The 12399-nt window shown below is 65.5% G+C and carries 9 protein-coding genes; 4 read left to right on the top strand and 5 right to left on the bottom strand.

From position 1 onward, the window contains the following. Position 1: 1 nt before the first annotated feature. Positions 2–1342 (bottom strand): ABC transporter substrate-binding protein, encoded by a 1341-nt coding sequence (locus AC5ZFO_RS16415; RefSeq protein WP_282522970.1) that lies wholly within the window; start codon positions 1340–1342, stop codon positions 2–4. Positions 1343–1418: 76 nt separating this feature from the next. Here AC5ZFO_RS16415 and AC5ZFO_RS16410 point away from each other — a divergent pair, with 76 nt between their 5' ends. Beyond that, complete coding sequence (locus AC5ZFO_RS16410; RefSeq protein WP_282522969.1) at positions 1419–2474, top strand: LacI family DNA-binding transcriptional regulator; 1056 nt, start codon at positions 1419–1421, stop codon at positions 2472–2474. A 36-nt stretch (positions 2475–2510) separates the two neighbouring features. Next, positions 2511–4661, top strand: a complete 2151-nt coding sequence (locus AC5ZFO_RS16405) for an ADP-ribosylglycohydrolase family protein (RefSeq protein ID WP_282522968.1) — start codon at positions 2511–2513, stop codon at positions 4659–4661. A gap of 6 nt (positions 4662–4667) precedes the next feature. Here AC5ZFO_RS16405 and AC5ZFO_RS16400 read toward each other — a convergent pair whose 3' ends face one another. From AC5ZFO_RS16400 to AC5ZFO_RS16390, 3 genes are read right to left on the bottom strand one after another with little or no spacing between them, the layout of a single operon-like run. Continuing rightward, positions 4668–5462 carry an IclR family transcriptional regulator gene (locus tag AC5ZFO_RS16400; protein WP_282522967.1) on the bottom strand — a complete coding sequence of 265 codons (795 nt, stop codon included), beginning with the start codon at positions 5460–5462 and terminating at the stop codon, positions 4668–4670. A gap of 19 nt (positions 5463–5481) precedes the next feature. After that, complete coding sequence (locus AC5ZFO_RS16395; protein ID WP_282522966.1) at positions 5482–7215, bottom strand: FAD-dependent oxidoreductase; 1734 nt, start codon at positions 7213–7215, stop codon at positions 5482–5484. 7 nt (positions 7216–7222) lie between these two features. Next, the gene (locus AC5ZFO_RS16390) at positions 7223–8437 is read right to left on the bottom strand and encodes an ABC transporter substrate-binding protein (RefSeq protein WP_496122233.1); all 1215 of its coding nucleotides are present in this window, start codon (positions 8435–8437) and stop codon (positions 7223–7225) included. 371 nt (positions 8438–8808) lie between these two features. Between AC5ZFO_RS16390 and AC5ZFO_RS16385 the strand changes: the two genes are divergently transcribed. Continuing rightward, a complete protein-coding gene (locus AC5ZFO_RS16385; protein WP_496122232.1) occupies positions 8809–10110 on the top strand; it encodes an MFS transporter in 1302 nt (433 codons plus the stop codon). 6 nt (positions 10111–10116) lie between these two features. On the opposite strand, the gene AC5ZFO_RS16380 is transcribed toward AC5ZFO_RS16385, so the two are convergent. Next, entirely contained in the window at positions 10117–11604 is a 1488-nt protein-coding gene (locus AC5ZFO_RS16380; protein WP_496122231.1) for a glycosyl hydrolase family 79 N-terminal domain-containing protein, read from the bottom strand. Between the two features lie 369 nt (positions 11605–11973). Between AC5ZFO_RS16380 and AC5ZFO_RS16375 the strand changes: the two genes are divergently transcribed. Next, positions 11974–12390 carry a hypothetical protein gene (locus AC5ZFO_RS16375; protein WP_282522962.1) on the top strand — a complete coding sequence of 139 codons (417 nt, stop codon included), beginning with the start codon at positions 11974–11976 and terminating at the stop codon, positions 12388–12390. Positions 12391–12399 lie beyond the last annotated feature (9 nt).

Genomic DNA, 12399 nt, shown 5'->3' with positions numbered 1-12399 from the left:
GTCAGGCCGTCCGCGGCGGCAGCGGCGGCACCTTGCCGTCCTTTGCTTCCTGGGCGAACAGCGTCTGCATCCGCGTCAGATACGCATCCGCCGTGATCTTGTTGAGCCAGACTTGCTCGATGCCCTCGATCAGGTAGGAGTTGGTGGCGCCGGGCCAGAACGTCCAGGTGGTGAAGCCGTACTGCCCCTTGCTGAAGGCCTCGTGCAGATTCGCAATGGTCTTCTCGAACAGGGGATAGCCGATGCCCTGCAGCATGTCCGGCGGCAGGTCCTTCACCGGCAGCGCCCACTTGCCGGGCCAATCGCGGTTCATGGTCTCGTAGAATTTGCGCGTCAGCATGAACTCGAATACGGCGGCGGCGCCCTCGGCGTTCTGCGAGGTTTTTGCGATCGACAGCGTCGCGCCGCAGGCCAGATGCACCAGCGAGCCCGAGAAGGCCGAGCCCAGCGTCGGCGTCGGCATCACGTCCATCACCGTGTCGGGCTTCGACATGCCGTAGGATTTGGTGCCGAACGACCAGGTGCCGCTGAACGCCATCGCCGCCTTGGCGTTGACGACCTGAAGGAAGCTCTGCTCGATCGTTAGCGAGAAGTAGTTCTTGCCGAAATAGCCCTTGTTGTACCAGGCTTTTGACAGCTCGACCGCCTCGACGAAAGGCGGCGCCGTCCAGGGCAGTTCGCCCGCGAGCGCCTTGCGGACATTATCGGGGCCGGCGACGTTGTTGAAGAACACCGTCATCAGCCATTCGTTGACACCCTTCCAGTCGGCATTGCCGGCGCCGAAGGGGATGATGCCCTTGGCGAGCGCGGCGTCGGCGACCTCTTCCATCTCCTGACGGTTGGTCGGCAGCTTCCAGCCGTTCTGCTTGAACAGCTCCTTGTTGTAGAACAGGTGCATCGACTCGTAGTCGCGGGGCAGGGCGTAAAGCTTGCCGCCATAGACGCTGGTGTTGAGCAGCGGTGCGAGGAAACGATCCTTCCACTTGTACTTCTCGGCGAAATCGTCGAGGGGCAGCACCTGGCCGGCATTAGCGATCGCGGTGAGATAGGCGGGGCCCGCGGTCTGCACGATGTCGGGGCCGTTGCCGGCAACGAGGGCGACCTTCAGGAGGTTGTTGACCGCCGCGCCCTTTACCTCGAGCTGGAGCAGATATTTGTCCTGCGAGGTGTTGAAGGCCTCGACCAGATCGTTGCGCAGCGCGGCCTGTCCGTCCGAATTCGCCTGGCCGAACCAGAACGTCACGACCTTGCGTCCGTCCTGAGAATAGGCGCTGCGCGGCAGGCCTGCCGCAAGGGCAGCGGCGGGAATGGAGGCAACAAGCTGGCGTCGGGTCATGGTCATGGCGAAGAACCTCGGTTTCCTCGAAGAGTAGTGACGATTGTTGATTTTGCTTTAATAATACGTATAACTAAGCGAAATGGCGACGTCAACAACGAGGACGAAGCGGGGGAAGGGGCGCGACAAAGCGGCGCCGGCCCGCCCCACGCAGAAGGATATCGCGCTCGCGGCCGGCGTTTCGCAGGCCGCGGTATCGCTCGTCCTGAACAAGGCGGAGACGCCGTCGGTCCCGCCGGCGACGCGTACGCGCATTCTCGAAGTCGCGGAGGGGCTGGGCTACCGGCCGAACCATCCGGCGCGGATGCTGCGCAGCGCGCGGACCATGACGTTCGCCTGTGTCATCCCGGATATCACCAACCCGTTCTATCCCGGTCTCGTACGCGGGTTGCAGGCGGTTGCGGCACCGGCCGGCTATGACGTGCTGATCTTCGACACGGACGGACGGCCCGAGCGCGAGGCGCGCGCCATCGACTGGCTGTTGCAGGGCCGTGCCGACGGCGTGGTCGCGACATTCTTCCACCTGCGCGCGCCGCAGCTTGCTGTGCTCGCGCGCAAGGGCATTCCGCTGGTGCGGTTGGAAAGCCAGCACAAGCCGGACGGGCCGCTCGCGATCGACAGCGTCTATATCGACAACGCGGAAGCGGCCGCCGAGATGACGCGGCTTCTAATCGCGCGCGGGCATCGCCGCATCGCCATGATCCAGGCCGAGTTCGGCCCGAGCCAGCGCCGCGCACAGGGCTACGGCGCGGTGATGCGGGAGGCGGGGCTAACGCCCGATTTCATCACCGATAGCGCCTATTCGGAGGAATCCGGCGCGCGCGCGATGAAGCGGCTGCTCGAACGCAAGGGCGAGCGCCCGACCGCTGTGTTCGGCGCCAGCGACGTCCTGGCGCTCGGCGCGATGGAAGCGGCGCGCAGCGCCGGGCTCTCGATTCCCGGTGACATCGCGATCGCCGGCTTCGACGACATTCCGGTCGCAAAGCTGCTCGGCCTCACCACGGTGCGGCAGCCGGAGTTCGACCTCGGCGCGCTCGCTGCGGAAACGCTGGTCAGGCGGTTGCAGCCGGGCGGGCTCGAGCCCCCGGGCAAGAGCCATGAATTGAAATTCGAGATCATGAAACGCTCGTCGGTCTGATCGGCGAGCCAAGCAATTGAACGTGGGAGTGAACAAGTGACCGCTATTCCTCATGACTACGCCGAGCGCGTCTATGCCGGCGTGCTCGGCAAGCTCATCGGCGTCTATCTCGGCCGGCCCTTCGAGGGCTGGACCTATGAGCGCATCATGCAGGAGCTCGGGCCGATCAATTATTACGTCAACGAGCGCCGTGACGTCGCGTTGCGCTCGCATCATCTCGTCGTCACTGACGACGACGTCTCCGGCACCTTTGCGTTTCCGCGCGCGCTCGCCGACAACGGCTATCCGAAGCGCCTGACCGCCAAGCAGGTTGGCCAAGCCTGGCTGAACTACATCGTCGAGGAGCGCGCGGTGCTGTGGTGGGGCGGCATCGGCAATTCGACCGAGCACACCGCTTATCTCCGCCTGAAGGCCGGCATCCCCGCGCCGCAGAGCGGCTCGATCGAGCTGAACGGCACGACAGTGGCCGAGCAGATCGGCGCACAGATCTTCATCGACGGCTGGGCGATGGTGAGCCCCGGCAATCCCGAGCAGGCCGCCTATCTCGCCGACCAGGCCGGGCGCGTCAGCCATGACGGCGAGTCCGTGCATGCCGCAAAGCTGCTCGCAGCGATGGAGGCGCAGGCTTTCGTCGAGCGCGACGTGCAGAAGCTGATCGACACAGGTCTTTCCTTCGTGCCGAAGGACGCGCTGATCCGGCGCGTCGTCAACGACGTCCGCGACTGGCACGCCGGCGACAACAGCAACGACTGGGAGCGGACCCGCGCGCTGATCGCCGAACGTTATGGCTACGACAAATTCCTCGGCAATTGCCACGTCGTGCCCAACCACGCGCTGATCATCCTGGCGACGCTCTACGGCGAGAACAGTTTTCAGGAGGCGATGCGCATCGCCAACACCGCGGGCTGGGACACCGACTGCAACGCCGGCAATGTCGGCTGCCTGTTCGGCATCCGCACTGGAGTGGCCGGCCTCGATGCCGGGCCGGATTTCCGCACGCCGATTGCCGACCGCATGTACATCTCGACCGCTGATGGCGGCGCTGCGATTACCGATGCGGTCATCGAGACGCAATCGCTGGTCGCGGCAGGGCTGGCGCTGGCGGGCGCGCCCGCACTGGCCGTGGCCAAGAATGGTGCGCGCTTCAATTTCAATTTCCCGGGCAGCCTGCAAGGCTTCCACGCCAAGGGTGGCGCGCCGGCGCGGCTGCACGAGGTCGGGATCAGCAACGTCGCCGGCCACAGCCGGACCGGTGAGCGCAGTCTCGCGATCGACTTCCGCCGCCTGGCGCCCGGCCGCGTCGCACGAATCGCGAGCCCCACCTTTTTCGACAAGGAGGTGTTCACCATGCCGACCTATCAGCTGGTGTCCTGTCCGACGCTGTATTCGGGCCAGCGCGTCGAATGCCGGCTGGAGTCTGAAACGGACAGTGGCACCGTCGCGGTGCGGTTGTTCGCCAGCGTCTATGACGAGCGCGACGAGCTGGTGCAGATCTATAGCGACGCGCAGGAGCTGACCGGCGGCTGCGAGGTCGTGCTGAGCTGGCAGGTACCGGAGACAGGCGCCTATCCGATCTTCGAGATCGGCGCCGAGATCGAGACGCGCGATCCGCTCGGCGCAGATGGCACGTTGTATCTGGACTATCTGACCTGGGGCGGTGCGGCCGACACCGTTCTGAAGCGGCCGGACAACAATCTCAGCACGATGTGGAAGCACGCCTGGGTCAACAATGTCAGCCAGTTCCAGACCCGCTGGGAAGGGCTGCGCGTCACCAACGGCGACGGGATCGGCTTCATCGCGCAGGGCTCGCGCGACTGGAAGGATTATCGCGTGACGTCCGAGATCATGCCGCTGCTGGCGAGCGCTTGGGGCCTCGCCGCGCGCGTACAGGGCCGCGAGCGCTATTATGCACTGATGTTCGACCGCGCCGATGGCGGCCGCGTCCGCTTGATCAAGCGCGTGCATGACGAGAACGTGCTCGCCAGTGAACGTTTTCCCTGGCAGCTTGACCGGAAGTACAAGATCGAGCTGCGTGTGTCCGGCAGCGACATCGAAGCCTATGTCGACGGCAAGAAGCTGTTCAGCGTGCAGGATGCGGACGATCTCCGCCTTAACGGCGGCGCGGTCGCGTTGGTCGTCGACAGCGGATCGATTTCTGCGGAAGAGGTGAAGATCGCGCCGCTTTAGCGGCGATCACTCCGCCGCAATCGTCATCCCATAACCCAGCCGCTTCGAGATGCCGCCGGCGCAGTCGCGCAGGGCATGGGCGATCGGGCTGTCCCAGCGCGCATCGAACGTGCCTTCAGGCCCCATCGCGGTGATCACCAGCGCGACATGGCCGGAATGGTCGAACACCGGTGCCGAGAATGCATTGACGCCGGGCAGGGGATCGCCGAGCGCGCGGGCGAGGCCGTGCTTGCGGACCTCCGTGAGCATCTCGGCGACCTTCGCGCCTTTCATCGCGCGCTTCGGATTGTAGCCGACGCCATGACGGTCGAGACCGCTTTCGAGCGCGGCGTTGATGGTCTTCTCCGGCAGGAAGGCTGCAAAGGCGCGGCCGGTCGCGGTTTCCAGCAGCGCCATCACCGAGCCGGCGCGCATCACGATGTGCACGGGCTGGCCCGGCTCTTCGAGCTGCACCACGGTCGGGCCGTGGGTGCCCCAGACCGCGAGCGAGACGGCATGGCCGATCTGGCTCGCGAGGCCTGCGATCTTCGGACGCGCGATGCGCACGCCGGAGAGACGGCGCAGGCTGATCAGGCCGAGCTCCAGCGCCAGCGCGCCGATCTCGTAGCGGCCAGTGGTCTCGTCCTGCTCGATCAGCCCGATGCGGGAGAAGCTGGCGAGATAGGGATGCGCCTTGGCCGGCGTCATGCCGGCCTCGCGCGCGAGATCGCGCAGCATCATCGGCTCGCCGCATCTCGCGAGCGCGCGGAGCAATTCTCCGCCGACCTCGATCGACTGGATGCCGCGGCTTTCTCTCTTCATGCGTCTCCTGGCGCGTGGCTTACGCCGCGTTGCGCTTGGCGGCGCTGTCGGCGAGATGACGGCCGGCAATGTAACCGAAGGTCAGCGCCGGCCCAAGCGTGATGCCGGCACCGGGATAATTGCCGCCCATGATGCTCGCCATGTCGTTGCCGGCGGCATAGAGCCCGGGAATCACCCGGCCTTCGGCGTCCAGCGCCCGCGCGTTCTCGTCGGTGACGATGCCGGCATAGGTGCCGAGATCGCCGATCACCATCTTGATGGCGTAGAACGGACCGTTCTCGATCGGCGCGATGCAGGGGTTCGGGCCGTGCATGGCGTCGCCCTGATACCGGTTATAGGCTTTTGAACCTTTGCCGAAGGCGGCGTCGTGCCCTTGCGGCGCAGTCGCATTGAATTGCTTGACCGTCTCGGTGAACGCCGTCGCATCGATGCCGGCCTTTGCCGCCAGCGCCTCCAGCGTGTCGCCGCGCATGAGATAGCCGGTATCGAGGTGATGACCGAGCGGCATCGGGAACGGCGGCACACAGCCGAGGCCGTATTTGCGTAGCGTCGGGTGATCGCAGACGAGATATGCCGCGATCTCTTCGCCGGGCTTTGCGGCCTTGATCATGGCCTGGACGAAGTCGTGATAGGAATTGCCCTCATTGGCAAAGCGCTTGCCGTCCCGCATCACCGCGATCACGCCAGGTTTGGCGCGGTCGATGAAATGCGGCATCACGCCGCTCGAACCATCCTTGCGCTTGGTCACCGATACCGGCACCCAGGCCGCCGCGTTCGGCAGGCGATCCTCGACATGTCCGCCGGCGCTTTCTGCAAGGCGCAGTCCGTCGCCGGTGTTGCCGGTCGGTCCGGGCGAATAATGCTCATGGCCGGTCGGTGCGTGTGGAAACATCTTCTTGCGGCGTTCCACGTCATGCGGGAAGCCGCCACAGGCGAGCACGACGCCCTGCCGCGCGCGGACGCGCACCTCGCGGCCTTCGCGGGTGACGATGGCGCCGGTCACCGCGCCGTTCTCGACCGTCAGCTCGCGCACCGGCGAGGACAGCCACATCGGTATCTTCAGGTCCTGCGCGGATTTTGCGAGGCGCCCGGCGAGAGCATTGCCGTTGGTCAAGGTCATGCCGCGGCCATAGCGCAGCACGTCCATCAAATGGCGCGACAGTCGCTTGGCGACATAGGCGGCCGAGGTCAGCGATTTGGTCACGCGCATGAAATGGATGATCTCCTTGCCGGAGCCGAGCATCATGCCGAACACGGTCAGCTCAGGCAGCGGCATGCCCAGCGTCTTGATCTGGTCGCCGAGCTCGCGGCCGTCGAACGGGCGCGTCACCATGGAGCGGCCGCCCTGCGCCCCGCCCGGCGCTTCGGCGTGATAGTCGGGAAACACCAGCGGCATGTCGAAGCGCAGCGCGGTCCTGGTGGTGAAGAAGTCGACCGCCTCCGGACCCGCACTCAGGAATGCATCGACCCGCGCGGCGTCAAAGTTGTTGCCGGCCTCATGGCGCAAGTACGTGCGGGCTTGCTCCGGCGTCTCCTCGATTCCGTAGGCCTTCGCCAGCGAGGTGCCGGGGATCCAGAGCCAGCCGCCGGAGCGCGCGGTGGTGCCGCCGAAGCGCGGCTCCTTCTCGACGATCAGCACGTCGAGGCCGCGATATCTAGCGGTGATCGCGGCCGACATGCCGGAGGCACCCGATCCGGCCACGAGCACATCGCACTCGTAAGTCTCAATTGCGTTGCGCTCGTTGCCGGTCATGCGGGCCTCATTTCTTCAGCAGCGGACATTTGGATTCGGAGACCGGGCGGAAGGCGTCCTCGCCCTTCACGGTCTTGACGATCTCCAGATAGTCCCACGGCTCCTTGGACTGCTCGGGCGATTTCACCTTGGCGAGATACATGTCGCGGATGACGCGGCCGTCCTCGCGCAATTTGCCGCCATGGACGAAGGTATCCTCGATCGGCAGCTCGCGCATCTTGGCCATCACCTTGGCGGGATCGTCGGTGCCGGCGGCCTTGATGCCTTTCAGATAATGCAGCACCGAACCGTAGACGCCGGTCTGGATCATGGTCGGCATCACCTTGGTGCGCTCGTAGAATTTCCTGGACCAGGCGCGGGTCGCCTCGTCCATGTTCCAGTACGACGCCGTCGTCATGTAGGTGCCCTGCGCGGCCTTGAGGCCGACCGCATGCACGTCGGTGTCGAACATCAGGAGGCCGACGAGCTTCTGGCCGCCCTGGACCAGGCCGAACTCGCCGGACTGCTTGATCGCGTTGTCGGTGTCCTGGCCCGCATTGGCGAAGGCGACCACGTCGGATTTCGAGCTCTGCGCCTGGAGCGCAAAGGAGGAGAAGTCGGCTGTGTTGGTCGGATGCTTCACGCCGCCGAGCACCTTGCCACCCATCTCGTTGATGAACCGCGTGGCGTCCTTCTCGAGCTGCTGGCCGAAGGCGTAGTCCGCGGTGATGAAGTACCAGGACTTGCCGCCTTCCTTGATCACGGCGGAGGCCGTCACCTTGGACAGCGCGTAGGTATCGTAGGTGAAGTGCACGGTGTTCGGGCTGCACAGCTCGTCGGTCAGCGAGCTCGCCCCGGGGCCGGAGAGCAGCGCGATCTTGTTGCGCTCGCGCACCATGTTGTGCACGGCGATCGCGATGCCGGAGTTGGGGATGTCGACGACGGCGTCGACCTTGCCGTTGTCGAACCAGCCGCGCACGATCTGCACGCCGACATCGGTCTTCATCTGGTGGTCGGCGCTGATGATCTCGATCGGCTTGCCGAGCACGGTCAGCCCGAACTCCTCCACCGCCATCTTGGCCGCCTCGACCGATCCCGGCCCGCTGTTGTCGCGGCCCCAGCTCGACAGATCCGTCAGCACGCCGATCCGCACCGCGTCATCGGAGACTTGCGCGCTAGCGACCGTGGTCATGGCAGCCGAAGTCATGGCCGCAAGCATGGTGCAGGCCAAAAGCCCTCTCATCGTCGATCCCTCTCTTATTGGCCGCTTGGCGCGGCCGGTTATTCTGGGGGCAAATTAGATATTGTCGAATGAGTTTGTCAATGGCTAATAAGAGGGGTCGATGAGTTCCATGATCGCCCGGGAGACATTGCCGGAGGCGTGCGCGCAACTGCCGCCACACCCGTCATTGCGAGCGCAGCGAAGCAATCCAGACTTTCTCCGCGGAGGCAGCCTGGATTGCTTCGTCGCAAGAGCTCCTCGCAATGACGGAGTGCGGGAGCAGCGACGCGCAAAATCTCGCATTGTAATCCCGCACAGAGATCACACCTCCGCAGGTTGCAACCGTCCACACGATTAGCCATGATGCGCTCCGGAATCTTTTGGGGCAGGGCATGACGGCAGCAACGGGAGTCTCCGCGGCGGCGGAGAAATCGACGACGGCGCATGTGGTGTGGGCAAGCGCGCTCGGCACCGCGATCGAGTGGTACGATTTCCTGATCTACGGCACGGCAGCTGCACTTGTCTTCAACAAGCTGTTCTTTCCGAGCTTCGATCCCTTCGTCGGAACGCTGGTGGCGTTCTCGACCTATGCGGTCGGCTTCGTGGCGCGTCCGATCGGCGGCGCGATCATCGGGCATTACGGCGACCGGCTCGGGCGCAAGACCATGCTGGTCGCGACCATGATCGCGATGGGGCTCGGCACCTTTCTGATCGGCTGCCTGCCGACTTACAGCCAGATCGGCGTCTGGGCGCCGATCCTGCTTATCATCCTGCGCTTCGTCCAGGGCATCGGGCTCGGGGGCGAATGGAGCGGCGCGGTCGTGATGGTGATCGAGCACGCCGGTGATCGCCGCGGCTTCTACGGCAGCCTGGTCCAGATCGGCTTTCCGGTCGGCGTCGCCGCCTCGACCGGCATCTTCGGCCTGATGACGCAACTGCCCGAGGCCGACTTTCTGAGCTGGGGCTGGCGCGTGCCGTTCCTGATCAGCATCCTGCTCGTCGGGGTCGGCTTCATCGTGCGGCTCAAGCTCGCGGAGACGCCGCACTTCAAGGAAGTGGTGGAGCGCAAGGAAGTGCTGGCGCAGCCGGTGCTGGAGGTGCTGCGCCGCGACTGGCGCAGTTTTCTGCTCGCGATCGGCATCACGGTGTCGGAGGTCGGGCTCGCCTATCTCCTCACCGTCTTCACCGTGGTCTATGCGACGACGAAACTCGGCTTGCCTCGCCAGGTGATCCTGAACGCGGTGGTCTATGCCGCGATCGTCGAGTTCGCGACGCTGCCGCTCGCGGGCTGGCTCTCCGACATCTTCGGCCGCAAGGCGCTGTACCTCGCCGGCGGGGTGTTCTCGGTGGCGCTGGCGTTTCCGCTGTTCTGGTTCCTCGACACCAGGGAGCCGGCGCTGATCATTTTCGCGCTCGTCGTCACGATGACGCTGACGCACGCGCTGCTGTTCGGGCCGAAGGCGGCGTTCATGCCGGAGCTGTTCCGCACCCAGGTGCGCTACAGTGGTGCATCGCTCGGCGCCAACGTCGCGGCTGCGCTCAGCGGCGGCTTCTCGCCGCTGATTGCGACCGCACTGCTCGCGTGGGCCGGCTCGTCCTGGGCGGTGTCGGTCTACATCATCGCGCTGTCGGTCATCACGATCATCGCGACGCTGATGGCGCCGGAGACGGCGCGCGACGCGCTCAAGTCGTAAGCGCGGTCACCGGCAGGCGGGATTTGCTGCGTCCGGAAACGCCAGGAAGGTGACGGTCGCCGGCACAAGCCGGATCGCTCCCGCAGGTGTTGCGCGCGGCTCAAGTCGGGGCAATTCGTCATCGGCACTCAGCGCGAGCGTCTTGCCGTTCAGCTGAATTGTCGCGTCTTGCAGCCGCGTCGCATGGATCGTGTAACGCTCGGCGGGGTGTGACAGCGTCAGGGTCGATGATGCGTGCCGCGACGCGTTGATTGCGAGCACGGACACGGCGCCCCGCATGCCCGGATGGCAATGCGCGTAGAGATGGAGATCTGGCGCGGCGGCCGGGTTCGCGTCGAGCACGATCGTTCCCATCAGCCCATGCCAGAGCAGCGCAGCCCAGTAGCTCGGCCGCGGACGGAACGTTCCCTCGTCGAGCAGGCCGTAGTCGCTGGCGGCCAGCGTGTTGTGCATCACCACCTGGACGCCGGCCCTCGCCAGGCGTCCGTGCTGGTCGAGATAGCGGAATGTGTCGAGAAACGTCTTGTCCGATGGATTGCCGCCACAGGCGGCATTTGCCGTCTCCGTCAGCCAGATCGGCTTGCCCGGCTCGAATGCGTCGCGCAGGGCCCGGTAGGTCGCGAATGTCGCGTCGGTGCGTGCCAGCCAGTCCGCGGAGAGCGCCTGCGCCGGATCGTCGCGGCCGCCGCAGCGCGGCGAGAGCGTGTTGTAGTGATGATAGGAGAAGCGATCGATGCCGCGGGCGGATGCGACGAGCAGATCGCGCGTGGTGATGCCAGACCCGGATGGCGACGGCGCGTCGCCGGCTGAGCCCGGACCGGCGATCAGCGTCTCCGGCGCCGCGCGTTGCATCCATTCGCGAAAAATCCTGAAGTCGCGCCCATAAGCCTTCGCATCATATCCCGGCGGCGCGCCGTTCGTCGCCGCAAGCGTCGGCTCGTTCATGAATTCCGCCGCCGCGATGTGGCTACCCAGCGAACGCGTCGTGTCGATCAGGCGCTGCGCCTGATCGGTCTTCCACGCGCCATCCGCATCGCGGCTGCCCGGACTGATCGCGAAGGAGGTGACGATCTCGGCGTCGACTGCGCGCGCGAAGTCGATCACGCCACGCCACTGTTGACGGCTGAGCACAGAGTCGAATCCCGGCGGGGGCTTGGCCGGTGCATGGTCCGTGTCGGCAAAGAACGTGGCATTGGCCCAGGTGCCGCTCACGCGCAGATAGGCCGGCGCCAAAGCGGCGGCGAGCTTGCGCAGCCGCGCATTGGCAAGATCGATCGGCGGCCTCTCGCCGTAACGATCCCGCTCATCGAGCGCGCGCATTGTTCGCGGATAGGGCTTCCAGAACCGGCCGCCGGTCACCTCCACCATCTCGATATTGTAGGATTGAAAGCGCGTATCGATCGTGCCGATCGCCTTCAGCTCGGCGGGTGCGATGGAGGCGCCGCCGGCGTGCACCGCAAACGTCGCGGCACCGAACAACGCAATCGTCGTCACGCCTGCTGTGAGAGCCAGCCCGCGCCATCGAAGCCATTGCCTTGTACACACGTCCTGACGCCTTCTCATGCGGCACTGCCGAAAGCAGGTGCCGATTTTACATCGAAAAATCGCGCCCATGGACCTCGTGGGCAATCGCCAAGGCGGACGGTACGTTCGGCCGCGCGTTCGACGGGAACAGTTTTACGGGCGACAAGGTCGCGCCGAGGCGACGCTATTGCGCCGGTCGGCCTGCGCTGGAACCCCGACTGGCGGCGGGGGTCTTTGAATTGCCGGAGTTCCATCGGCCATTGCCCCGTGTTGGGCAACGAACAAACCTCGTGCGGCCATATTTGAGTAAGAGTGATCTCCCGAGAGGGAGGCGCTCCGATGAAGAAAGCTTTGATCACTGCGGTCGTGCTGCTGGCTGGCGTGCCTGCGAGCGCCGTTGCGCAGGAGCGCGCTGGTGCTGCGGCGATAGGCGCCGTGTCCGGGGCCGTCGTGCTTGGTCCGGTCGGTGCGGTCGCGGGTGCAGTGATTGGCTATACCGCCGGTCCTTCAATCGCGAGGTCATGGGGCGTGAGAGGTTCGCGGTCGGCAAGACATCAGCAGCCGCCACGCCGCGAGGCCTACCGCGCAGCCGCGACCGGCGCTCCGCCGCGCGCACGTGAGGCGATGAATGCCAACGGCCAGATCAGAGCTGCCAGCAATCCGCCGGCTCAAGCCGCGCCCCCGGTGCAGCCAGTTCAAGCTGCCCCGGCTCCGCCGGCGGAGACTTCGACCCCGCCCGTTCAGGGACTCGAATGAGGCTCCGGC

The organism is Bradyrhizobium sp. Unk1 (assembly GCF_059512345.1).
Note: the sequence above shows the minus strand (reverse complement) of the source record. Positions and strands in the feature narration are given on the sequence as shown.

Coding starts and splice junctions, on each gene's coding strand:
- AC5ZFO_RS16415 (WP_282522970.1), bottom strand. CDS start 1,342: ATGACCATGACCCGACGCCAGCTTGTTGCCTCCATTCCCGCCGCTGCC.
- AC5ZFO_RS16410 (WP_282522969.1), top strand. CDS start 1,419: ATGGCGACGTCAACAACGAGGACGAAGCGGGGGAAGGGGCGCGACAAA.
- AC5ZFO_RS16400 (WP_282522967.1), bottom strand. CDS start 5,462: ATGAAGAGAGAAAGCCGCGGCATCCAGTCGATCGAGGTCGGCGGAGAA.
- AC5ZFO_RS16395 (WP_282522966.1), bottom strand. CDS start 7,215: ATGACCGGCAACGAGCGCAACGCAATTGAGACTTACGAGTGCGATGTG.
- AC5ZFO_RS16390 (WP_496122233.1), bottom strand. CDS start 8,437: ATGAGAGGGCTTTTGGCCTGCACCATGCTTGCGGCCATGACTTCGGCT.
- AC5ZFO_RS16385 (WP_496122232.1), top strand. CDS start 8,809: ATGACGGCAGCAACGGGAGTCTCCGCGGCGGCGGAGAAATCGACGACG.
- AC5ZFO_RS16375 (WP_282522962.1), top strand. CDS start 11,974: ATGAAGAAAGCTTTGATCACTGCGGTCGTGCTGCTGGCTGGCGTGCCT.